The sequence below is a fragment of the Chitinophaga nivalis genome (assembly GCF_025989125.1).
Taxonomy (GTDB): Bacteria; Bacteroidota; Bacteroidia; order Chitinophagales; family Chitinophagaceae; genus Chitinophaga; species Chitinophaga nivalis.
This window is the reverse complement of the sequence record NZ_JAPDNR010000001.1, coordinates 3,123,165-3,144,654: the sequence shown is the minus strand read 5'-3', so window position 1 is coordinate 3,144,654 and position 21,490 is coordinate 3,123,165. Positions and strand designations below refer to the sequence as shown.

The window sequence follows — 21,490 nt, the reverse complement described above, 5'->3', positions numbered from 1 at the left end:
GTCTTCTTTTTACGAATCATACCCTTGTCATTTAGTCTTCTGCAAAGCAGTATGGTGAAAAGCAGGCCTGCAGGAGCGGATCATTTTGTTCCTGATCAGCAACGCTACTTTCCATGAATATTGCTTCCGCTACCATATGACAGCGATCTTCATGGGTCCGGCCGGACCGTACAATATCTTTTTAAAAGCGCCGAAGCGATTGCCACATGTAAGCTGCTTTATGTTGCCTTGCTTTTCTCTATTTTTCTTTATCCTTCTTTATACGTCGATAGTTTCCTGATCATCATTGACCGCCTGGCCGCTGTAATCCTGCGATCGTCTTTAAAAACAAGGATACTACCATAAAAAAATCCCGATCTGTTCCATATAAGGCGAAGTAATTTAGTGATTTTTAAAAGCCACTGTTCAATATTTCATACCTGTAAAGACGTTACCGTATATCAACCAGGTATTGATACGATCACGATCCATGAAATATCTCCGATGATTTTAAAAATCAACAAAACCATTATCCATAAAGGGATTTCATCGAAAGCCGCTTATTACAAATGTGTGAATACATAGCACCCATAAATGATTGTTACCATAGTAACGGCGCCTACTGACAGATGAATAGCTGTAAATATTTATCTATCGTGTATATGGCGACCGTTCCTACATCCCGGACGTAGTAACACCACTTATCATGTTCCTATTTTCACAGGAGTTTTTCCTTATATTATAACTCAGGAATGCAACATAGCTGTACATCACATGAACTTCCTAAAACATCTCCTACCTGCTCTCTATTTACAATCATTGATCATTGATCACGCATTCATCATAACATCTTTCGGATGGCCATTTGCAGCTATTATTTTTCTGCTGTGCTATTGCCGGGTTACGGTATCCCGGTTGGTAACGCCATCTGCTTACCTATACCTCTTTGTGAAATCAAACCTGTAATACAACCCTTACTAATATCCACATGATATAGTTACTACATAAAACAGGTTATTTGCTTTTATAGGTAATACCAATAGCATAATATAATTGCCCGAACCTGGAGATACCGGCGTAGCGGATCTGCAACATCTCATAAAGACTATAGCAAAACAGCGCCGATAATGATATCATTACATACGATCAGTTGACCGATGCACGACATACATGGCAATGGAAATGAAAGGAGGGTTATCTGGGGGTACATTGATGAAAGGGATATAGGGGCTACACCAAATTTATCGAATCCGGTTTACTATAACATCAATGCTGCGTATCTACCCATCCGGTATTTCCTGGCTCAGGCAAGTATATCACTCTTAAGCGGCATAATTAAAAAGAGATCCTGCCATATGTTCAATATCACCAAACACAAAATCTCTCACACGCTCATACTTTCCGCCGGCAGCGGGCCTTCTGAGCAAACTAAAACAATGGCAATTAAAGCTGCGTACAAACAATTTTTCTGCTAGTAACGGGCCTATTTTATTTACATCCGCTTCCTGCATTCCTCTTGCCAGCATAATATGCGGCCGGAATGACTGCGGTTTTAATTCAAATGTTTCCATAATGCTCCTGTGCAAATCCATTAATGGTTTTGGATTAGCCACATTCACAAAAATACTGTGTCTGCCATCGGCATGTCTGGCAGCATCCATTTTAGCAGTATAAATAGCGAAACCCGCCTGCTTCCTGGCTACTTCCTCCAGCATTGTAATGAAATCGTTCTCATAACGAACGGGAAATGCAGACCTAAACAAGGCTACATGTACCGGACCAGATGTGTGGCCAGGATCGTTCAGTTCATTGGCAATAAACTGTCGCATCCGGGTTACATCTTTCGCTACCAGCACATCCGGATTTACCACCAGCAAATAATCAAATAACTCTTCCGAAATTTCATAATTCGTATTCATAACCTGATATTTTAATTCTTCCTGTTAGAATGACGATACAAATATACAACCTTTTCGCAGAATTACTAATTTTTTTAGCATTTTTTACTAAAAAAATACGCAGACGCTGCCGTTTGCGTATTTTTTTAGTATCAGGAAAGTTTTGTTACAATAGACACAAAGTCGGCCGCCACCAGCGATGCGCCGCCAATCAGGCCTCCGTCTACATCGGGAGAAGCAAACAATTCGGCTGCATTACCTGGCTTAGCACTACCACCGTATAATATGGTTGTATGCAAAGCGGCTTCTCTGCCAAATTTATTGGCAATCTGCGAGCGGATAAAAGCATGCATATCCTGCGCCTGTGCAGCACTGGCGGTTAAACCGGTACCAATAGCCCAGATAGGCTCATAGGCAATCACCACCTGGCTGAATTGTTCTGCAGTGAGGTGATACAGGCTTTCTGCCAGCTGTGCAGCTACATAATCATTCTGGCTTTCTGCCTGTCTGATAGCCAGCGGCTCTCCGCAGCAGAAAATAGGCTTAATACCATTCGCCAGCGCCTGATCTATCTTCCGGGCCAGCATTTCATTGCTCTCCTGGAAGTACTCCCTTCTTTCGGAGTGACCTAAAATAACATAATCCACGCCGATGGATTGCAACATTTCTGCCGCTACTTCCCCTGTGAAAGCACCGGATTTCTCGCTATGGCAGTTCTGTGCCGCTACATAAAAACCAGGATAGTTTTTCAGCAACGCCTTTGCCTTCAACAGGTAAGGAAAAGGAGTAGCGATCACCACTTCCTGGCCTTCTTCCAGTTTCAGGCCTGCCTGTAAAATGTCATTAATCAGCTGCTCACCCTGCGCCAGCGTAAGGTTCATCTTCCAGTTGCCTGCAACAATTTTTTTTCTCATAAATACTGCGATATTAAGTTTTAAGGTCTTTTTCTCTTGTCTGTGTGTATACAGCGGTCAGTATACGGTTATCTGCCGCTGTTAAAGGACTACCTTTCAACGCCATCCAGGCAGCGGCATCCCGCAGGGCTTCCGGTAACCGGTAAACACCCTCCTCCGCGGTACTCCCCCAACTGAAAGAAGGCAGGAACTTGTCCGGGAAACTGCCTCCAAATACATTACAGGATACGCCCACCACAGTACCGGTATTCAGCATGGTATTAATCCCGCAACGACTGTAATCTCCCATCAGCACCCCGCATTTTAAACCTGCAACAGCGGTTGTTCCTTTAGCCTCCAGCCATACCCTTACCGGAGCAACGTTGTTTTTCAGGTTGGAGCAGCTGGTATTGGCGCCCAGGTTACACCATTCGCCTATTACCGCATCTCCCAGGTAGCCATCATGTCCTTTATTGGAATAACCAAACAGCACGCTGTTTTTGATTTCACCACCACCCGTGCTATAAGGTCCCAGTGTAACAGCGCCATAGCTCCGGGTACCCATTTTCAGCACGGCTCCTTCTCCCATTGCCAATGGCCCGCGGATCAGGCAACCTTCCATTACCTGCGCATTTTTCCCGATATAGATAGGCCCCGTGGAGGCATTCAGCACACTGCAGGTAACAGTGGCCCCTGGCTCCAGGAAAATATCTGCCGCGTTGAAAAGTTGATTGGTGGATGATATAGGTGCAGATGTCCGGCCTGCAGTAAGCAGTTGAAAATCTGCCCGGATAGCCCGGTCATTGTATGCAAAGATATCCCAGGGCATAAAAATTCCCAGTATTTCGCCCGGATAATTTTTTCGTTTGCCCGGCGCCAGCAGCTGTACCTCTTTCCCCTTGATTACTTTGGCGATGAGGTGCTGATTGCTATATAGCTCCTCTTCCGGCTCCAGTGCGGCAATAGCAGCCACCAAAGCGGCATCCGGCAGGATATGCCCGCTGATCAGCACATTCACGGTATCTTCGGTCCCTTGTTGTAAAGGAAACTTCTCCTGCAGATGTGGTACGGTAAAGTAACTCACGCCGGTGTGCAGCCAATGTTCCCATTTTTCCCGGATAGTAAGTATACCTACTCTGCAGGCAGCAATGGGTCTTGTATGTGTAAAGGGGTATAACAATTCACGTACGGGCGTGTCGAACAGTATATAATTACGCTCCATAGCGTGTAAAATAAAAAATCCCATCGATAAGCCGATGGGATTCTTAAAAAATATTTGTCCGAAAAACTATGCTTTCTTAGCGTAGCGTTTTTTGAATTTGTCAATACGTCCTGCAGTATCCACCAATACGTTCTTACCAGTATAGAAAGGATGAGAAGTATTGGAAATTTCCAACTTGATCAACGGATACTCGTTACCATCTTCCCACTTTGCAGTTTCTTTGGAAGGAGCGGTAGAACGGCTTAAAAAGCTTTCTCCGTTTGACATATCTTTAAATATCACAAATCTGTAACTTTCTGGATGGATTCCCTGTTTCATATCAAAATTATTGTAAATACAGGGTGCAAAGTTAACTAAATTTCTTTAACACCCAAAGATTATTCTTAAAAAAATTAGGATTTCATGTTTATATACTGCAAAGGTATCCCTAAATTGGCTTCCCTGCACTTTTGTATCACTTCCTGCAGATCATCAATTTTTTTGGCTGTTACCCGTACAATATCATCCATAATGGCAGGCTGTACCTTCAAACCGGAATCCTTGATCAGTTTCACGATCTTTTTAGCATCTTCCTGTTTAATACCATTCCGGATAGGTACTTCCTTCTTATATACCTTACCACTCTGGTAAGCTTCCTTACTCTGGTCATAAATGCTGGCATCCAGTCCCTGTCTCATGGTACGTGTTACCAGTACATCCAATACCTGCGCCAGCTTCATATCACTTTCCACTTCGAGGTTTAAGACCAGCTCTTTCTTATTCAATTCAATTTCCACATGTGAGCCCTTAAAATCAAACCGGTTGGTGATCTCCTTTTTCACTGTGTTAATGGCATTATCCAATGTCTGTAAATCTACTTTGCTAACAATATCAAAGGACGGCATAACTATAAAAATTTAATATTCGAACAACAAATATAGAAAAGAAAAAGCAGGTAGGGAACTACCTGCCGCATATATAATCTAAATCTAAATTGTTCTAATCCTATATTTTGCTGATCTTTCCCATTCCGCTGATCTCTTGCCGAACGGTAGGCTCTCCTTTATATTTTACTTTTCCTAAACCGGAAATATTCACTTCCAGCTTTTTCTGGGCAAATACCTGCGCTTTGCCGGTACCGGAAATACTAACAGCTACGTCCTGTGATTCCAGATCCAGGGCAGCTATATCAGCTGTACCGGAAATATGATATTCTGCATCACTGCTGCTACCTTTCAGTTTTATATTGCTGGCACCGGATAAACCTACTTCCAGGTTAGCCGCTTCAATATCCAGTGTAGCGTCAGCTGCACCACTGAAAGCCAGTTTCAGCCGGTCTGTTTTCAGGATACCGGTGCTGGTAAAACCACTGGCCCCACTGGCAGATAATTTATTGACCTTAGCCATGGTAACATACACGGTTACACTTTTGGTAGGATTGATATTATGTCCTCTTTTGGTATGGATACTTAATTCATTACCGGAAACACTGGTTTCAATATATGGCAACAGATTCTCTTCGGCTTCTATTTTAATACTGTGCGTACTTCCCTGCTGAATCACCACTTTGAATACACCAGAAGTACTGATCTCTTTAAAGCTGCCGGCAGTTCTGTCTTCCTGGCTCACTTTACCATTTCCTCTGATCGTTTCAGTCCAACTAATTGTAAAGGCGGATAAGATACCAGCTACCAGTAAAAATGGTATTGCTACCAGGATGTAACGGGATAGTTTTTTCATGTAGTAGATTTTTTAGATGATAATAATGGTATTAGAATGGTGAGATGGATATTTTATAACACAAGGAATTTAATGTCGCAGTTGGAACCTTTTATTTTTATCGGGGCAGGATCACTACCGGTGCCTGACTGGGCGGAGTAACTAAAGATGTTTCCTTTTTTATTAGAGACGACATTCCGGAATTCCAGTCCCCCGGTGCTCAGATCGCCGTATACCAGGTATATATCCAGCGACAGTGATTGTTTGCGTAAGACGCCGAATTTCAAATCTGAGTAATTCAGCGTCAGGTCGGCTCCTTTTAATCCGTTGCCGGTACGCCGGATCAGCACATCTCCGTACAACATTTTCAGGCTGATATCCTGTTGCAGTTCTCCTGCTTTAATATCAGTATAGGTACAGGTGCCGGTTATTTTACCTACCAGCTCTGTTTTGATATCATCGTAGGCACAATGCAACCGCAGCTGATCAACTTTGGTAAAATTATATTCACTATAGCTGGAATGTAATTCCACCACTCCGACCTGTTCTACACGTACGGTGGAGTAACTGCTTTTCAGATCAAGGTTGTTGGCCCGGCCAACTCTTCCTCTGTCACAATAAGCTATTTTCAGTACCAGGTCATCTGCCTCCCGGATATCAAAATTGCCGTAACTGATACGCAGTTCTACCGGGAAAGAAAACTTATCCGATAATACATCCCCGAATTTGTTTTCAACAATCAGGCGCTCCATACTTTGTGGCACAAATACGTCATAGTCAATATTCACATAATCTTTCGACTCTTTTTTATTTCCCCAGGAAAACCAGCCGGAGCTTTGCGAACCCGGATTATATACCGTGCGTAATATAACGGATGAATTACCTACCTTCTCCTCTGCAATATCAACCATATCGGCTACCTCTTTGGCTTCGGAATCTTTCTTCCCCCACCCTGTAATGGTCACCACTGCTTTAATCTCATTTTTTTCCCACGTATGTAAAACTACTTTTCCATACTTATTGGAAATGTTTAACACAGCTTTGTTACCAACAGCGAATTCTTTTGTGACAACTTTTTTGTACGTGGATTCTCTGTTTTCAGCCTGCACCAGCAAAGGGCACAGCAGAAACAACAAGTATTTAAATTTCAGCTTCATATCGTTTTTTTAATTGCGCAGGAGCGGGTTGTTTTGCCTGCAGTTCTTCCAGTATTTTGTCAAGTAAGTCCAGTTTTAACTGATAATAGCGTATCATGGCGGCACGTATTCTTTCGTTGCCCGGGTTATTTTTAAGCTCTCTTTCGAGCGCCTTGTAAGTATCATTTTTTAACTCCAGTTCCTGCCGGGCAATACTGTCCATTCCCAGGGCTGTTGCCGGATAAGCGTTGATCATTTCCAGCTTCTGATCAATACGGGCAGAATAATACACCTTGGCCTCTGCCACATCGGGAGCCAATGCGGCCAATTCCTCCTGACGCTGCTGTTGTTGCCGGTGACCGGTAAAATAAACCAATGCAGCAGCGTTGACCAGCAATACTGCAATGACTGCAGCTTTGAACCAGTTTTTACGCAATAGCTGAACAACTCTTCCTTTACGGTTACTTTCCAGTTCCTGCTCCAATGCTTCCCAGATACGGGGGGACGGAAGGGCACTATCAAATTCGCTCCTGTTTTGTTGTACAAACCTTTCGAAATGATCCGACATTAACGAGTTACATTTTGCTGTTTTACAATTTGTCTTACTTTTTCCTTTGCCCGCATGTACTGCGTTTTAACAGTAGATTCAGAGATACCCAGCATGGTAGCGATCTCCCGGTGCGAATACTCTTCAAACAGATAGAGATTCAATACGGTCCGGTAACCATGTGGCAGCCCATGAATCGCCGATTTAATGGCGGTAACGGTCCAGGCAAAATCTGCTTCATCAATACCTGAAGTTTCTTCTACTTCTACTTCTTCCACATCTTCAAAATACACTTTCTTCTTACGCAGGTTATTCAGGCAATGATTCACCACTACTCTTTTGATCCAGGCACTCACACTACTGTCGCGTTCCAGTTTATGGATGTTTTTGTGTACCTGGATAAAAGCTTCCTGTAAGGTATCTTCCGCATCAGTAGTATTCCCCGTCATGCGTACACAAATATTGTACATGGCGGCCGCATATGCATTGTACAATTCACGGAATGCGCGTACATCCCCTTTCTTGCAGCGGTCTACTACATGTTGTTCTATCTGCGATTGATTCAAGTTACTGTCTGATGCTTTCATTATAAAGACAATGATTGTAAAAAAGGTTGCATGCTGTTGATTCAGTTTTTTCGGCTCAGGTGCTACTTTGGCTGGTTATCTAACGGGACATTACTCTCTAACTTATTCACTATGAACTAAATATACAGACGAATGAAGGATATCTCTGCCGAAAAAATTTCTTCAAAAATAGTTGAAACATTTACTGCCGGCCTTCCAATTATACCAAACCCCGCTTTTATGTGACGAAACCTGTTCCTTTTTATTTCAATGACTAAAAGAGGGGCAAAACCTGGATTCGGTAAAGGAAACGCAGCCCGCTAAACAGGCCGCGTTTTTCCATCCTTATATTACCTAAAAAACCATCTTAAGTCAGGAATTAATTGCCACCTTGTTTCACACGGTTCTGTTCTGCTTCGAGGCCAGTCTGGCGGTTACGGGCTGCTTTTACCTGGGTATTACCAAAGCGGTAGGTAAAGGCCAGGCGAACCTGCTGCGCATCCCATTTACTGTATACGGAATTGTATCTGCCGGCATTATCAAATGTGCCGCGGAAATAATTGGTCCGGAGTACGTCTGTTATATTCAGTTTCAGGGTACCCTTACCTTTCAGTACTTTTTTCTGCAATCCCAGATCCAGCGAGCACATTGACTTCATACGAAACAATCCTTCTTCAGACACCTGTGGCGAAACATAAAAGAAAGTAGCCTCGGCAGAGATGTCTTTACTTAACGTAAAGGTTTGTTGTGTACGACCAAAGAAACCAGCAGCAGACAGCTTCACGGGATTATTATTCACCACGGTTTCAAACATATTGTAAGCAACAGATACAGTGGTAAAGCTGGTCCACCATTTGGTAATCGGCAGCGGTACAGATATGTTCAGGTTGAAATTATCGGACTTGGCTACGTTCTGGTATTTATACCGAAGTACAGAAGTATCACCGGTTGCTTTATCCACATCGGCTTCCAGTATTCTCGTCATCATATCTTTTGTATGGGAATAGCCAATTGAGGTGATGATGAATTCCTTGAAGGTATGTGTGATTTCAAAATTGTTGGAATACTGTGGTCTCAGGTTGGGATTACCGGCTTCCTTGGTATATCTGTCCAGATAGAACTCAAACGGATTGAGATCTTCATAGCTCGGACGCTGGATACGGCGGCTGTAGGTGAATCCCAGGGTATTGCTTTTGTTCAGGTTGTAGGAAACGGCTACACTCGGGAACAGGTTGAAGTAAGTAGAGTCATTTTTGATCACGGAACTTGTACCGTTTTTTGCTGACTCAGAAGTACCGGTGATATGTGTCTGCTCTCCTCTCAGGCCCAACTGTATGCCTACTTTCTTGAACTGTTTGTTGAAGTTAATATAGGCTGCATTGATATTTTCTTTATAGACAAAGTGATTGGAACGGTTTTCATCCAGTATCCAGATATTACGTTTTAAAGAGTCGAAACGGGCATTGTTATCTGTTTTCACAAAACTTACTTTCACACCTGCTTCCAGCTTAGCCTGATTTTTCAACGGATGTACATAATCAATCTTTGCTGTTTGAATCTCAATATTGGAAGGCTGGTTGTTACGGGAAGTATCACTACCAAACAGTCCTTTACCAGCGGCGTCACGGGTCATCGCAAAGATATCTGCGTTATCCTTATTGGAGTTGCGGGCGTAGTCCAGGTCGATGTTCAGTTCTTTACCGGTAGAATCCAGGATACCGCGGTAGTTCAGGTTATAAGCACCTCTTTTCCAGTTGGAATTGTTGGTGGTATTGGTATACAGAATTGAATCGATACGGCTGCCATTACCAATATTGGTAGTTGCCAATCCCGGGTTATTACGATCCCGGATAGCCAGATCCACCATTACACCAATTGTATGACCTTTCGCCACGAAATAATCTGCGCCGATTTTTCCGCCATGGTAGTTGGATTGCTGGTGCATTCTGGTGAGCTGATCATATTCCCGGTATTGGTTTTTATCAGTCATGGAACGAAACAGGCCTATATCCTGTTGTTGCTCCCGGTGGCTGTAGTTGTAGGAACCAAACAGGTTGAATTTTGCATTCCGGTGGTTCAGGTTTAACCCGCCGTTCCAGCGTGGCCATATACCATAGGAACCTCCCAGCGTAATATTGCCGTTGGTACCGTAGTTCTGATTTTTCTTTAGTTTCAGGTTGATGATACCCGCATTACCTGCCGCATCGTATTTGGCAGATGGATTGGCAATCAGTTCTACCTGATCCAGGTTGGAAGCCGGCATACTTTTCAGCAATTCCGCAATTTCCTGGCTGCTCATATTGGTTTGTTTACCATCAATCATGATAACCACGCCTGCTTTACCTTTCATGGAGATGTTACCATCTTTGTCGACGTTGATAGTAGGTGATTTTTCCAGTACTTCCATGGCGTTACCACCAGCGGCAGTAATACTGCTTTCCACATTTACCACCATTTTATCAGCTCTTTGCTCAATGAATGGTTTGCGGGCGGTTACATCAATTGCTTTGAGGCTTTTGGATGCTGTTTCCAGCGATACTGCAGGCACCATTACGGGTGTAGTGCCTACTTCAAATGCTTTGCTGTATGCTTTATTCATACCCATCGCTACGGCGGCTACGAGGTATCTTCCTTGTTTTACCTGTTCAAATTCATATTTACCATTGATATCCGCAACCGCACCTTTTACCAGCGAAGAGTCCTTTGCTTTTAATAAGGTAACGGTGGCAAATTCAGCCGGCTTATTACCTGTTTGGGTAATCTGGCCTGCTACACGGGGTCCGTTTTGTGCCTGTGAGGTAAATGCAGCGCTAAACACACCTATTGTTAATGTTAACGCTTTGGCAATTGAGTTCATATAAGGGCGGATTTAGATTATTAGTTTTTTAGATTTGGATGCATTCTGTTTTTAAAGAACCTTGGTTACTATACTACAGTAGTTCATCTACTACATTATATTAACTACTACGATGCTAAGGTAGGTATTATGCATTACATAGTACATAATTATACACAAGCGGTTTGTAGATGGTGATGATTGGTAAAAAATATTAAAGTGCTATAAAGACGATCCGCGCGACAATAAGTTGCAGCGGCAGGTGGAGTATATTAGAAAGCGGTATAATTACAGGATAACCGGTACTAAACAAGGATAAACAAAATCGTACAATTATAATATGTATGAGGAAGAGATACCAGCCTTAGTTTAAACGTTCATCTACCTGTATCATTTTACGGTAGGTAGGCTTACGGCGGTGATAATATTGCATGACATAAACGAACAGTACCATTAAGCAGGAAACCAGTACCAGTAACCAGCTGTTACATAACAAAACGAACAGATTGGCTGCGGAGAACATATTACCAGCCATCAAGGCATCGGGGCCCAGGCTGTCAAAAGGATCCGTCAGTGGGTTAAAATCGGCATATCGGTCGCCGTTATCAAAATAAGCCCGTTTCACCAGCCGCCTCATTTCCCTTTTTATCAGCGGCAACTGATCGGCGCTGCCAATGGCAGTAAAGCAAAAGGCACCATGGCGGCCCAGCAGGCGTACTTCATAATTTATGATAGTATGCTGATTATGGCTAAAATGTAGTAATCTCGCCCAGTGCAGGGTATGGTCGTTGGTATCGAAATAAGGGGGAAAAGCCCAATCCATAGCAGTTACCACGCCATATCCATATGCGCGGCGTACCTGGTTCTCTGTTTTTATGTCGTCCTGCATTTCCTTTAGTAACCGCTGGTAATCGATGGCCACTGCATCCTGTGCACTCAGGTATCCGGTAGGTTCAAAGGAAACCTCGATCCCCCATACCTGCCGGTCCAATACCCCAACCGTATCTGGCAGCAAAAAGCCCAATGCATTCGGATTAACCGGATTCCGCCACACTTTTTCCATCAGCAGCCGGTTCTGCCCGGCATCCAGAAAACGATAGCCATTGGGTAGCTCCAGGGTAATACCATGCCCGGGACGTTGTATCCCTTTTTTATAGCAAAAAGGAAAAGAGGGATTGTTCTGTGCTCGACTACATTGCTTATCAAACCTACTCAAGCTGTCTCCCTGGCTTTTGGCAGGCAGACTCCGGGGATTTAACAGGCATATTATCAATAAGCATTGATAAAAGGTACGCATAACTTTAATTAAATAGCCATAGGTTATTACCGACTCAACTACAATGGAATATGTCTAAAGTGTAAAAGTTAATCTATATGGAAAGTACAAAAGCTTAGTGCTACAAATTTTCCGAAAAATAGGATAAATATCCAGTTGCAGCAATAACACGTTTCGCCCATTTATCTTTCTTTCCGGCTGAGGGTGAGGGGGCCTTACTTGTTCCGTTCACTGTAAACTTGTTCACTCCTTGATGGTATCAGGGTTGCCACTGCAGGCTGGCCAATATGTCTGGCAAATGCTCCTGCAACAGCATAAAAAATACACGCTCTTCTTTTCGGATATGTGTTTCCAGGTGCCTGGCCAGTTTATCCATATCTGCATCCAGCTCTTTGCTGCCTGCCAGCACACCATACATGCCTGAAATGATCCGGTGCTCTTCTTCCAGCTCCTGGATCAGGGCATCTATTTGCGGATGTTTACCCGCACATTTCTCAAAAAGATACGTTTCTTTCTGAATATGCGGGACCATTACTTCCTGGAATATTTTTACAACATATGCCAGTTTTGCCTGGGTTTCCAGGGGGAAGCCTTCATAAGGAGCCGCATCTCTTTTCAGATAGCGGCACACAAATAAAAGACGTTTATGCTCATGTGAGAGCGGGATCAATGATAAATGACGTTCCATATGCTACTATCAGGAAAGCGTAGACTCCACTTTATACTTCTTCCGGCAATACCCGATTAATACAATACCTCCTATCACCATTAAGGTAGCAATAATTTCTGCCTGGGTAGGACGGAAACCAAAAATATCATACTTGGTATTCACCCTGATCTTCTCGATGAAAAACCTTTCCGTACCATTTAAAATCAGGTATACACCAAATAATACACCAGGTACAGTTATTTTTTTACGGATAGCCCATAGTACCAGGAACAGTCCGATACAGGCAATGATTTCATATAACGCTGTCGGATAAACGGAAACAGGCAATACCTTACAATATTGACCTTCGCAACCCACCATCTTTACGCCTTCATTAATCACATTATGCGGATAGCCATATGCGAAAAACCAATCCGGCAAAAAGCCCATGGAAGCTGGTTTTTCAAAAGGTGCATGTGGAATATGCGCGATATCGCCATATTGTTGCTGGAAAAAACCGGCATGTTGCTGCACCAGGTCATTAAATGCCGCTGGCGCAACTTTTACCGTATGACCGGTACTGTCAATACCATAGGCACTGTTATAAATACCCCAGTCGCCATCGCCGGAAAAATGACATCCCATTCTGCCGATTCCATAGGCCAGCATGAGGGCGGGTGCGGCACTGTCTATCAACGCGCGCACATTTACTTTCTTTTTACGCGCATAGGTAATGATCACGATGGCGGCCACGATCAGTCCACCGTAAAAGGTAAGTCCGCTGAAGGAAAGCAACGCACCGATCGGGTCCTGTATAAAATCATTCCAGTTTTCGAGGTTGTGAAATACCTTCGCTCCCAGCAGGCCGGCTACTGCCGCCATCACGATGATATCCGGCACCCGGTTATGGGGCATCACCATGATTTCTTTTTCCTGGGGTTTGGGTAACGCCTGTTTTTTCTTCGTGTAATATTTGTTCCAGCCCATGAAAGCTGCCAGGGCAATACCTGCCCACCAGCTACCCTGACTGGAAAAAACAAATCCCTGCAGATCCTGAGAAGCTACACTCCACTGCAGGAAGAGTCCCAGTATTTTATAGCCGAGCAGGAAACCTACAACGGCATTACCAATAATTTCTCCTTGAGAAGCAGGCAGTCCGATCGTGAATTTTTCGGGGATACCTTTCAGCAAACCATTTTTTTCATGGCGTTTCAACTCCAGGGTAAGTACATAGGCAGCAGCCAGAAAAGCAATCGCCACAAAAAAACCAAACGTTTGAAATACTTTCAGCAGCGGAAACTCTATGCCGAGCAAATCTCTGACCGCGTAATATAAATTAGGATACATAGCCGTAAAAAAAATTGGTGATCTGAATCTTCCTATGAACAAAGCCGAATTTAATCAAAAGGAATATCAAACCACCAAAGTACGATGCAATTTCGAAATTCGAATTGCGAATTTTTTAATATTTAGCAATATTGTTCGAATGCATCAGCCAGGTTTGCAGCAATCATCTGCGCGGAGCGGCCTTCAATCATGTGACGCTCGATAAAATGAACCAGCTCACCATCCTTAAATAATGCGATAGACGGGGAAGACGGAGGATAAGGCAACAGGTGTGTACGGATCTGTTGTACTGCTGCGCCGTCGAAGCCTGCGAAGCTGGTGGTCAGTCTGTCTGGTTTTTTCTCACTGTGGGCTACTGCCATCAGCACACCCGGACGGGCAGTACCAGCCGAACATCCACAAACAGAATTGATGACTACCAGGGTAGTGCCTTCTTTTTTCAGGGCAGCATCTACATTATCCGGAGTAAGCAGTTCTTCAAAGCCGTTATCTGTTAACTCTGCCTTCATGGGCAGTACTAATTCTGCTGGATACATATAATTATAATTTTTTTTCAGTTTAGATTTTAGGCAAAGTTAAATATATGGAAGCAGAAAGTAAAAAAATGAACGGCGAAATAGACTTTTTGACACAATAAATACAATCACAACGACAAAATGTCATAATCTGTAACCTTTTTACTAACAAAATAGCAGTTTTTACGGCATGGTATCCCATTTGATCTGTACCCAGTATCAAAACAAAAATTGATTTCACACAAAAAAATTATAGAAACTATGACACACGTAAAATTCAACCACAGCCCACTGACCAAATCTTTTAACGGTATTGTTGACGACATCCTCCATGGTGGATTAAGGTATGTAAAAGACGATTTTCTAACCAATGACTTCTTTACCACGCATCCACCGGTAAATATCACCGAAACCAAAGATGCCTTCCTGTTAGAGGTAGTAGCACCAGGTTTCGCTAAAGAAGACTTCAAAATCAGTGTCAACGAGAAAGTAATTACCATCAGCGCAGAAAGAAAAGCAGAAACCAGAAATGAAGGCGACAAACAGGTACGCCGGGAATTCAACTTCAAATCTTTCAAACGCTCTTTCACTATTACAGAAGTAGTAGCCGCTGACCAGATTAACGCAAAATATGACAATGGCATCCTGAAAGTAACCTTGCCTAAAAAGGAAAACAAACAGGACGCACCTAAAGAAATAGTAGTGGAATAAGGGAAACGCCGGTTCCCGATCCGGAAACCGGTAGTGAAATGGGGTTTTATGGAGAGGTACCTTTTCAGGTACCTCTTTTTTTGCGTATAATTCACACGAACGTTTAATCTCCCGTAGCAGATTAATGCAATAATTTGCCCTCTCTAAGTACGTGGCAATGGCAAAGATCTTCAGGGGAGCCTGGTTATTCACTAAAAACATCTATCTCAGCACAGAAAAGGCTGTGATAGGCAAAGTGTTGCTCCATACCAGCAACACCTACGAACAGGCTAAAATCAAACTGATCTTTGATTACATTTTCTTCTATATAGCCTTACTGATGGCGATTATGCTGCTGGCAATGATCAGTCAGAATGAAATCAACATGATGGTGATTCCTGTACTGATTGCCACCCTGCTGAGTTGCCTGCTGCTGCTGAAGAAAGGCGTATCTGCCGCATTCGTAGGCCTGCTCACTTCCCTGAGCACCCTGAGCCTACCCATGTTATCTTCCTTTTTCAACAACCAGGACCTATCCCCCAAGTATGCCATGATCTGGATGATGAGCATCCTGTTATGCTATATTACCGTAAACCTGCGCACGACCCTGCTCTGGTGCCTGATATTATGCGGATACTTATCTGCCGTCGCTTACATTAAGCTCAATCACCTGCAGGTGTATGTTAGTCCGGGCTATTCACCTACTTTCCAATACCTGTCCAATCCTGTTATTATTGGCCTGTACCTGTTATTCCTGATCCGTGCACTGGGACAGTACTACCGTAATATTATTTCTATGGAGCAGCAACGGACAGCAGAAAAACAAAAACAACATCTCTCTCTCATCAATCAGAATCTGACCAAACAATTTCTGCTGGTGAAAGGATTTTCCAGGTCCGGTAAATCGGCATTTGCCAAAGGAGAACTAGACATTCTGGATGCCTGTTTCAGTGAAATAGAAAAACAATGTGGCACCGCCATCGATTATCTCAATGAATCACAAGAAGAATAGGCCTACACATCCGTGTGATACATCGGCAGATAGCGATCACCATCTGCGGGGTAATGTCACTGCAATATCAGATCATTATCGTATCATTTAAGACCGGCGTGATAATAAATTAATGGTGGGGTATCCTCAAATGCTAAAATAAGGTTAAAAAAAATTACAACTTTCGGGTATTACAGATCCCTTAAGGGAAAAATATCTTTACAGTATCCAATCTTATCTCCTATTTTCCTTATGCAGATGAATGTTATCTGACCTATGCCATCGTAAAAGGGCTTTCATCGTATTGAAAGCCTTTTTTTATGACAAAAAAATAAGCCTCCCGAAAAATCGGGAGGCTTTCAGTAGGATTACTAACCCATTTTTTTAATAACCCAAGATCTTTAACATACTTTGTGCGGTCTGCTCTTTGGCATACAGCCAGTCTTTCAGCTGCCCGTTTTTGTCGTATCCCACAATAACGTGTTTAGGAGAAGGTATCAGGCAATGTTTGATACCACCATAACCACTCAGCTGATCCTGGTAAGCACCGGTATGGAAGAATCCAATATACAGTGGCTCGCCGGAAGTTTGCTGCTTAGGCAGGAATACGGCATTTATATGTTCTTCTGAAGTATAGAAATCATATCCATCGCAGGTAAGACCACCCAGGTGTACTTCCTGGTATTCCTGGTCCCATTTGTTGATGGGCAGCATCAGGAATTTCTCCCCGATACCCCAGGTGTCTGGCAAGGTGGTAATGAAAGAGCTGTCAATCATATACCAGGACTCCCTGTCATTCTGCATTTTCTCCCCTACTACGCTATAAATTACAGCGCCGCTTTCTCCCACAGTGAAAGAACCAAACTCGGTATAAATATGCGGTACCGGCACTTTGTTCTTTTTACACATGCTCTTGATATTCGCTACGATTTCGTTTACAATGTAATTGTAGTCGTAGTCGAAGCCCAGCGAGTGTTTAATCGGAAAACCGCCGCCGATATTAATGCTATCCAGTTCAGGACATATTTTCTTTAACTGGCAGTACAGGTTGAGTACCCGGTTGAACTGGCTCCAGTAGTAAATATCATCCTTGATCCCCTTGTTCATGAAGAAGTGGAGCATTCTCAGCTCGAACTTATCATTTCCCTTGATTTTATCTACATAATATTCAAGGATATCACGTGGAGGAATGCCTAAACGGGAAGTATAAAAATCAAAACTTGGCTCTTCTTCTGCTGCTACGCGCAGTCCCAGCTTCACTTTGTCTTTTACACGTATATTACGTTTGTAATCTTCCAGTTCTTCCTTATTGTCCAACACCGGGATCACATTCTTAAAGCCGCTGTTGATCAGGCGGGCAATCGCACGGGTATAAGCTTTCGTTTTAAAACCATTACAAAGCACAAACGTTTCTTTGTTGATTTTCTTGCGCTCATACAGCTTATTGACGATATCAATATCGTAGGCAAACGAAGTTTCTATATGTACGCCGTGCTTCAGTGTTTCCTCCATAATAAAGGAGAAATGCGAACTCTTCGTGCAATAGCAATAATAATAATCCCCGTCGTACCTGTTTTTCTTAATGGCGTCCTGGAACATTTTTTTTGCCTTATTGATCTGCATCCCTATTTTGGGAAGGTAGGTCAACTTAAAAGGCGTTCCATACTTGTCGATCAATGCCTTTATGTCCAAACCGTTAAACTCCAGGTAGTTGTCTTTCACTTCAAAGCCCTCCTGGGGAAATTCAAAGGTCTGTTTAACGAGGTCTGTGTAGGTGTTGTTCATTTAATACTGCAAATGAATTTTAGGAATTAGTAATATAAAAACCACAGGAAAGTGCTCCTCTTCCCTCACTGGGAAACTCCTGGTTTACACACCTACGTCAGTTCGAACACCCAGCAAAATTGGTTGCAAATCTAAATATTTTGTCGATTGCCGCAGTAATTTTTTTACAGAGGTAACGATTAAAAAAGCACTAACAACTTTACAAATATACAAACAATTATAAGTCAGTTAGTTGAATAATATTATTTAATATTTCAAAGCACCTTTTTAATCACCTCCAGGCTTTGTTTTCCTTCGCAGAAAAGCAGGTCCAGGACACTCAGTCCCGGAATGAATCCGGTACGATCCTGAAACACCTGGGTATATTCCGGCGCATCCGCTGCTACCGTACCCGGCAGTACCTGTTCCCGGAAATCCGTTACGCCGGTTACCTCCTGCTGATAGCTTTCGGTAAAGGTCACCGGGATCTGCAGGCCGAGTTTGCTATGTACCCATTCCAGACATGCCAGGTTCCAGTCCAGCAGAAAATTGAATTCCCGCTGAAACAGCAATTCAAGCTCTGCCTCATAATATTCAAACCAGGGAGAACGCCTGTAAGCAGACACCAGCGTTTTCCAGTGCAGCGCCTGCCATTGTTCTTCATTACTGATTCTTACATCCTTCATCACGGTCCGCTGATTTTTACCCCGGGACAGTGGTACGCTTAAAATCATCCGGCCATTTGGTCCGGCAACATAACAACGGTTCCGGTAACTGAGCTTTTGGTAGTGCTCATATTTCTCTATTTGTAATGTGTCGTACTTAATTAAAGTTTTATACACATCAATTGGTGGAAAATATTGGGATTCAATTAGTAATGTCCCATTACCTGCATTCTCCGTCATATTGTCAAAATTTTAAGTTATTGCACCCCAAAACAGGAGCTCCGATTGTCATTCACTTATAATTAATTACTTAACAATTAATGTTAAATAACTGATTCACAATTCATAGAAAACTAATAAATATGCTAAATGAATTAGTAATGCCCTGCTTTATCTTAAGCAGCCGGCAAATGCAAAAATACTAAAGAATTTAGTGGAAAAAGTGTTCATTTTCAGCGAACACAGGAAGGAATATGAAGATAGCAATTATTTCTAAAGGAAATGTTTTTTTATATGTATTTTATTAACTATTTAAATAAAGGTTTCCTCCCCTTTTGCCACCGTTGCGTTAAAAGTTTCCTAATTCAAACCTCGCTTTTTGATAACTAAAACCTTTATACTAGGTTTGATAAAAATTCAATTAACCTGTTCAGCTGATGAAAGCAATCCGATTATTGCTGGTAATTTTTGCCACCTGGGGACTTACCAGCTCCTGCGAAAAAATGAAGGATATCCAGTTTGTGAGAGTAGCCGGTATCAGTATGGACGAGCTGGGTATGTCCAAAAGTATCGTACGGATGACTCTGGCATATTACAATCCCAATAATTACAAATTACAATTAAAAGACGCCGATTTCGACCTCTTCCTTGATGAAACTCCGGTAGGACATTCCATACAGGACACCATGATTTACATTCCGGCAAGAGATACTTTTTATTTTCCGGTACGCCTCGAAGTAAATATGGCCAATGTATTTCAAAATGCCCTGAGCGCATTTTCCAATAAAGAAGTGACGATTAAAGCTACCGGCAAATGTAAAGTTGGAAAAGGCGGCATTTACCTGCCATTTCCGATAAAATGCGAAACCAGACAAGCCCTAAATTTCTTCTGATAAACGCACACCCACTATTACCATTACCCGGCGCAAATGTTCACTTTCTGCCAGCGACCGCAAAGGAGAAAGTGCCAGTTGTTGCCGTATTTCGTTGATTTGTTCCCGTAAACTACCTACGGGCAACTGCTGCCATTGCTGCTTCATCCGGTAAGCCAGGACCGTTTTTAATGCCGTCGCTTTTATCCGCGTTGTATGCCTGCTATATCTCCCCGGATGCAGATGAATATAGGCAGACTGGTTTGCTGCCAGCCGTAATATCCAGGTGGCTCCATCAGACAAGATCATGTCTGCATAACCACCCTTACCGGCTAACCAGGCCTCAAAATCTGCCTGAGAGGCGATACCTGCCCCATGTAAGCCGGTCATGATTTCCTGGAAAATAGTAGCTACGGACAATGGTCCATGGTACATATCCATCTGGGAATTACCCAATACCAATAATTGTGTGGGAAAAGCCTCCGGCGCAGCCTGCAATAGTATGTCCTGTAATGCAGCCAGGTGGTGCTTCAGCGGATTAAAGAGAATAGGATATGTGGACGAGGAATGAATGGGAAACAAATAAGGGGGGCCATATATAATTCCGGTCATCCCGCGTTACTGCGGGATGACCGGAATCCGAAAAATTAGTTTTTCTTTTTATCCATGCCGCCACCGTCTTCCGGTTTCTTGCAGCAGGTAGGCAGTTTTGCGTATGACTCCGGATTGGCAGTAATGTTATCTGCATCATATCCTGCATTGGCAATACCTGTTTTAATGTTTTCGATATTGGTACGGTCACTCCAGTATTTCACGGTAGTGAGGTGTTTCTTATAATCTACTTTTACGGACTGTACCCCTTCTTCCTGACTGATGTATCTTTCAATACGATTCTTGCAGGATTCACATTGAACGGTAGGTGTACTGATTTTTGCAGTTAAAATAGACTTCTGTTTCTGTTGCGCTACGGCCATGCCAACGCTGGTGACCAACAGCAACATTACTAATTTCAGGATACGCATAGTATAGTTGATTTAACGTCCGAATATACAAAAAAACCTATTTACCCCACTGATCCGGCGCGCTTCTCCAGGATTGCAACGTAGCGATATCATCTGCAGAAACAATACCTTTTTCTGCTGCCAGGGTAATCAATGCATCATAATTACTCAGGGAATGATAAGGTACGCCTGCAGCGGCAAAAGCCTGTACTGCCACATCAAAGCCATAGTTAAAGATAGATACCATACCGATTACTTCACCACCGGCAGCACGGATCGCCTGTACAGCTTCCAGACTGCTTTTACCGGTAGAGATCAGGTCTTCCACTACTACCACCTGCTGGCCGGGCTGCAATACACCTTCGATCTGGTTACCCATTCCATGCTCTTTCGGCTTGGAACGCACGTAGATAAAAGGCAGCTTCAGCTGGTCTGCCACGAGGGCGCCATGCGGAATACCTGCAGTGGCCACACCCGCGATAACAGCTGCATCGGGGAATGTTTCGAACACCACATTGCACAACTCAGATTTAACATAATCGCGCACGTACGGATAAGATAAAATCTTCCTGTTATCGCAATATATCGGCGATTTCCAGCCGGAAGCCCATGTAAAAGGCTGTGCAGGACTTAACTTTACGGCCTGCACCTGCAGTAATCTTTCTGCAACTTGTTTTTCGCTTACTGTACTCATACAAGCATCAAAAATACTATGATTTACCGGAA

Annotated in this window: 22 protein-coding genes; 3 read left to right on the top strand and 19 right to left on the bottom strand. The window is 43.1% G+C overall.

The window, feature by feature from the left end; genetic code table 11:
- Nucleotides 1-1,301 precede the first annotated feature (1,301 nt).
- The 14 genes from OL444_RS12870 to OL444_RS12805 all read right to left on the bottom strand — a co-directional run bounded on the left by OL444_RS12870 (nt 1,302) and on the right by OL444_RS12805 (nt 14,583).
- On the bottom strand, nt 1,302-1,898 hold the full coding sequence (locus tag OL444_RS12870) for a 2'-5' RNA ligase family protein (protein ID WP_264732788.1): 597 nt from the start codon (nt 1,896-1,898) through the stop codon (nt 1,302-1,304).
- A 131-nt stretch (nt 1,899-2,029) separates the two neighbouring features.
- Entirely contained in the window at nt 2,030-2,791 is a 762-nt protein-coding gene (gene tpiA, locus OL444_RS12865) for a triose-phosphate isomerase (protein WP_264732789.1), read from the bottom strand.
- A 13-nt stretch (nt 2,792-2,804) separates the two neighbouring features.
- On the bottom strand, nt 2,805-3,992 hold the full coding sequence (locus tag OL444_RS12860; RefSeq protein ID WP_264732790.1) for a putative sugar nucleotidyl transferase: 1,188 nt from the start codon (nt 3,990-3,992) through the stop codon (nt 2,805-2,807).
- 66 nt (nt 3,993-4,058) lie between these two features.
- Nucleotides 4,059-4,310, bottom strand: coding sequence for a type B 50S ribosomal protein L31 (locus tag OL444_RS12855; protein ID WP_264732791.1), 252 nt, complete (start codon nt 4,308-4,310; stop codon nt 4,059-4,061).
- Nucleotides 4,311-4,384: 74 nt separating this feature from the next.
- The gene (locus OL444_RS12850) at nt 4,385-4,876 is read right to left on the bottom strand and encodes a YajQ family cyclic di-GMP-binding protein (RefSeq protein ID WP_264732792.1); all 492 of its coding nucleotides are present in this window, start codon (nt 4,874-4,876) and stop codon (nt 4,385-4,387) included.
- A gap of 100 nt (nt 4,877-4,976) precedes the next feature.
- Entirely contained in the window at nt 4,977-5,711 is a 735-nt protein-coding gene (locus OL444_RS12845) for a head GIN domain-containing protein (protein WP_264732793.1), read from the bottom strand.
- Nucleotides 5,712-5,764: 53 nt separating this feature from the next.
- Nucleotides 5,765-6,847: a hypothetical protein gene (locus OL444_RS12840; protein WP_264732794.1), complete on the bottom strand. Its 1,083-nt coding sequence runs from the start codon at nt 6,845-6,847 to the stop codon at nt 5,765-5,767.
- Nucleotides 6,831-7,394 (bottom strand): hypothetical protein, encoded by a 564-nt coding sequence (locus OL444_RS12835; protein WP_264732795.1) that lies wholly within the window; start codon nt 7,392-7,394, stop codon nt 6,831-6,833. The genes OL444_RS12840 and OL444_RS12835 overlap by 17 nt, the downstream gene beginning before the upstream one ends.
- A complete protein-coding gene (locus tag OL444_RS12830) occupies nt 7,394-7,960 on the bottom strand; it encodes an RNA polymerase sigma factor (RefSeq protein ID WP_264732796.1) in 567 nt (188 codons plus the stop codon). The genes OL444_RS12835 and OL444_RS12830 overlap by 1 nt, the downstream gene beginning before the upstream one ends.
- A 358-nt stretch (nt 7,961-8,318) precedes the next feature.
- Nucleotides 8,319-10,796 carry a TonB-dependent receptor domain-containing protein gene (locus OL444_RS12825; protein WP_264732797.1) on the bottom strand — a complete coding sequence of 826 codons (2,478 nt, stop codon included), beginning with the start codon at nt 10,794-10,796 and terminating at the stop codon, nt 8,319-8,321.
- A gap of 343 nt (nt 10,797-11,139) precedes the next feature.
- Complete coding sequence (locus OL444_RS12820) at nt 11,140-11,991, bottom strand: DUF2167 domain-containing protein (protein WP_264732798.1); 852 nt, start codon at nt 11,989-11,991, stop codon at nt 11,140-11,142.
- Nucleotides 11,992-12,310: 319 nt separating this feature from the next.
- Nucleotides 12,311-12,739 carry a hemerythrin domain-containing protein gene (locus OL444_RS12815; RefSeq protein ID WP_264732799.1) on the bottom strand — a complete coding sequence of 143 codons (429 nt, stop codon included), beginning with the start codon at nt 12,737-12,739 and terminating at the stop codon, nt 12,311-12,313.
- A gap of 9 nt (nt 12,740-12,748) precedes the next feature.
- Nucleotides 12,749-14,047: a prolipoprotein diacylglyceryl transferase gene (locus OL444_RS12810; RefSeq protein ID WP_264732800.1), complete on the bottom strand. Its 1,299-nt coding sequence runs from the start codon at nt 14,045-14,047 to the stop codon at nt 12,749-12,751.
- Nucleotides 14,048-14,169: 122 nt separating this feature from the next.
- Entirely contained in the window at nt 14,170-14,583 is a 414-nt protein-coding gene (locus tag OL444_RS12805; RefSeq protein WP_264732801.1) for a BrxA/BrxB family bacilliredoxin, read from the bottom strand.
- Nucleotides 14,584-14,823: 240 nt separating this feature from the next.
- Here OL444_RS12805 and OL444_RS12800 point away from each other — a divergent pair, with 240 nt between their 5' ends.
- The gene (locus OL444_RS12800) at nt 14,824-15,273 is read left to right on the top strand and encodes an Hsp20/alpha crystallin family protein (protein ID WP_264732802.1); all 450 of its coding nucleotides are present in this window, start codon (nt 14,824-14,826) and stop codon (nt 15,271-15,273) included.
- A gap of 157 nt (nt 15,274-15,430) precedes the next feature.
- The gene (locus tag OL444_RS12795) at nt 15,431-16,264 is read left to right on the top strand and encodes a hypothetical protein (RefSeq protein ID WP_264732803.1); all 834 of its coding nucleotides are present in this window, start codon (nt 15,431-15,433) and stop codon (nt 16,262-16,264) included.
- A 363-nt stretch (nt 16,265-16,627) separates the two neighbouring features.
- Here the strand turns inward: OL444_RS12795 and OL444_RS12790 are convergent, their stop codons facing one another.
- On the bottom strand, nt 16,628-18,028 hold the full coding sequence (locus tag OL444_RS12790; protein ID WP_264732804.1) for a type III PLP-dependent enzyme domain-containing protein: 1,401 nt from the start codon (nt 18,026-18,028) through the stop codon (nt 16,628-16,630).
- 254 nt (nt 18,029-18,282) lie between these two features.
- Nucleotides 18,283-18,912, bottom strand: coding sequence for a WbqC family protein (locus OL444_RS12785; protein WP_264732805.1), 630 nt, complete (start codon nt 18,910-18,912; stop codon nt 18,283-18,285).
- 416 nt (nt 18,913-19,328) lie between these two features.
- Here OL444_RS12785 and OL444_RS12780 point away from each other — a divergent pair, with 416 nt between their 5' ends.
- A complete protein-coding gene (locus OL444_RS12780) occupies nt 19,329-19,784 on the top strand; it encodes an LEA/WHy family protein (RefSeq protein ID WP_264732806.1) in 456 nt (151 codons plus the stop codon).
- Here OL444_RS12780 and OL444_RS12775 read toward each other — a convergent pair.
- Genes OL444_RS12775 through pyrE form a run of 3 tightly spaced genes read right to left on the bottom strand, consistent with a single transcriptional unit; the run spans nt 19,770 to nt 21,458 of the window.
- The gene (locus OL444_RS12775) at nt 19,770-20,375 is read right to left on the bottom strand and encodes a hypothetical protein (protein WP_264732807.1); all 606 of its coding nucleotides are present in this window, start codon (nt 20,373-20,375) and stop codon (nt 19,770-19,772) included. The genes OL444_RS12780 and OL444_RS12775 overlap by 15 nt on opposite strands.
- Nucleotides 20,376-20,410: 35 nt before the next feature.
- Nucleotides 20,411-20,785, bottom strand: coding sequence for a heavy-metal-associated domain-containing protein (locus OL444_RS12770; protein WP_264732808.1), 375 nt, complete (start codon nt 20,783-20,785; stop codon nt 20,411-20,413).
- 37 nt (nt 20,786-20,822) lie between these two features.
- Nucleotides 20,823-21,458: an orotate phosphoribosyltransferase gene (gene pyrE, locus OL444_RS12765; RefSeq protein ID WP_264732809.1), complete on the bottom strand. Its 636-nt coding sequence runs from the start codon at nt 21,456-21,458 to the stop codon at nt 20,823-20,825.
- Nucleotides 21,459-21,490 lie beyond the last annotated feature (32 nt).

Coding starts and splice junctions, on each gene's coding strand:
- OL444_RS12870 (WP_264732788.1), bottom strand. CDS start 1,898: ATGAATACGAATTATGAAATTTCGGAAGAGTTATTTGATTATTTGCTG.
- tpiA (WP_264732789.1), bottom strand. CDS start 2,791: ATGAGAAAAAAAATTGTTGCAGGCAACTGGAAGATGAACCTTACGCTG.
- OL444_RS12860 (WP_264732790.1), bottom strand. CDS start 3,992: ATGGAGCGTAATTATATACTGTTCGACACGCCCGTACGTGAATTGTTA.
- OL444_RS12855 (WP_264732791.1), bottom strand. CDS start 4,310: ATGAAACAGGGAATCCATCCAGAAAGTTACAGATTTGTGATATTTAAA.
- OL444_RS12850 (WP_264732792.1), bottom strand. CDS start 4,876: ATGCCGTCCTTTGATATTGTTAGCAAAGTAGATTTACAGACATTGGAT.
- OL444_RS12845 (WP_264732793.1), bottom strand. CDS start 5,711: ATGAAAAAACTATCCCGTTACATCCTGGTAGCAATACCATTTTTACTG.
- OL444_RS12840 (WP_264732794.1), bottom strand. CDS start 6,847: ATGAAGCTGAAATTTAAATACTTGTTGTTTCTGCTGTGCCCTTTGCTG.
- OL444_RS12835 (WP_264732795.1), bottom strand. CDS start 7,394: ATGTCGGATCATTTCGAAAGGTTTGTACAACAAAACAGGAGCGAATTT.
- OL444_RS12830 (WP_264732796.1), bottom strand. CDS start 7,960: ATGAAAGCATCAGACAGTAACTTGAATCAATCGCAGATAGAACAACAT.
- OL444_RS12825 (WP_264732797.1), bottom strand. CDS start 10,796: ATGAACTCAATTGCCAAAGCGTTAACATTAACAATAGGTGTGTTTAGC.
- OL444_RS12815 (WP_264732799.1), bottom strand. CDS start 12,739: ATGGAACGTCATTTATCATTGATCCCGCTCTCACATGAGCATAAACGT.
- OL444_RS12810 (WP_264732800.1), bottom strand. CDS start 14,047: ATGTATCCTAATTTATATTACGCGGTCAGAGATTTGCTCGGCATAGAG.
- OL444_RS12805 (WP_264732801.1), bottom strand. CDS start 14,583: ATGTATCCAGCAGAATTAGTACTGCCCATGAAGGCAGAGTTAACAGAT.
- OL444_RS12800 (WP_264732802.1), top strand. CDS start 14,824: ATGACACACGTAAAATTCAACCACAGCCCACTGACCAAATCTTTTAAC.
- OL444_RS12795 (WP_264732803.1), top strand. CDS start 15,431: ATGGCAAAGATCTTCAGGGGAGCCTGGTTATTCACTAAAAACATCTAT.
- OL444_RS12790 (WP_264732804.1), bottom strand. CDS start 18,028: ATGAACAACACCTACACAGACCTCGTTAAACAGACCTTTGAATTTCCC.
- OL444_RS12785 (WP_264732805.1), bottom strand. CDS start 18,912: ATGACGGAGAATGCAGGTAATGGGACATTACTAATTGAATCCCAATAT.
- OL444_RS12780 (WP_264732806.1), top strand. CDS start 19,329: ATGAAAGCAATCCGATTATTGCTGGTAATTTTTGCCACCTGGGGACTT.
- OL444_RS12775 (WP_264732807.1), bottom strand. CDS start 20,375: ATGACCGGAATTATATATGGCCCCCCTTATTTGTTTCCCATTCATTCC.
- OL444_RS12770 (WP_264732808.1), bottom strand. CDS start 20,785: ATGCGTATCCTGAAATTAGTAATGTTGCTGTTGGTCACCAGCGTTGGC.
- pyrE (WP_264732809.1), bottom strand. CDS start 21,458: ATGAGTACAGTAAGCGAAAAACAAGTTGCAGAAAGATTACTGCAGGTG.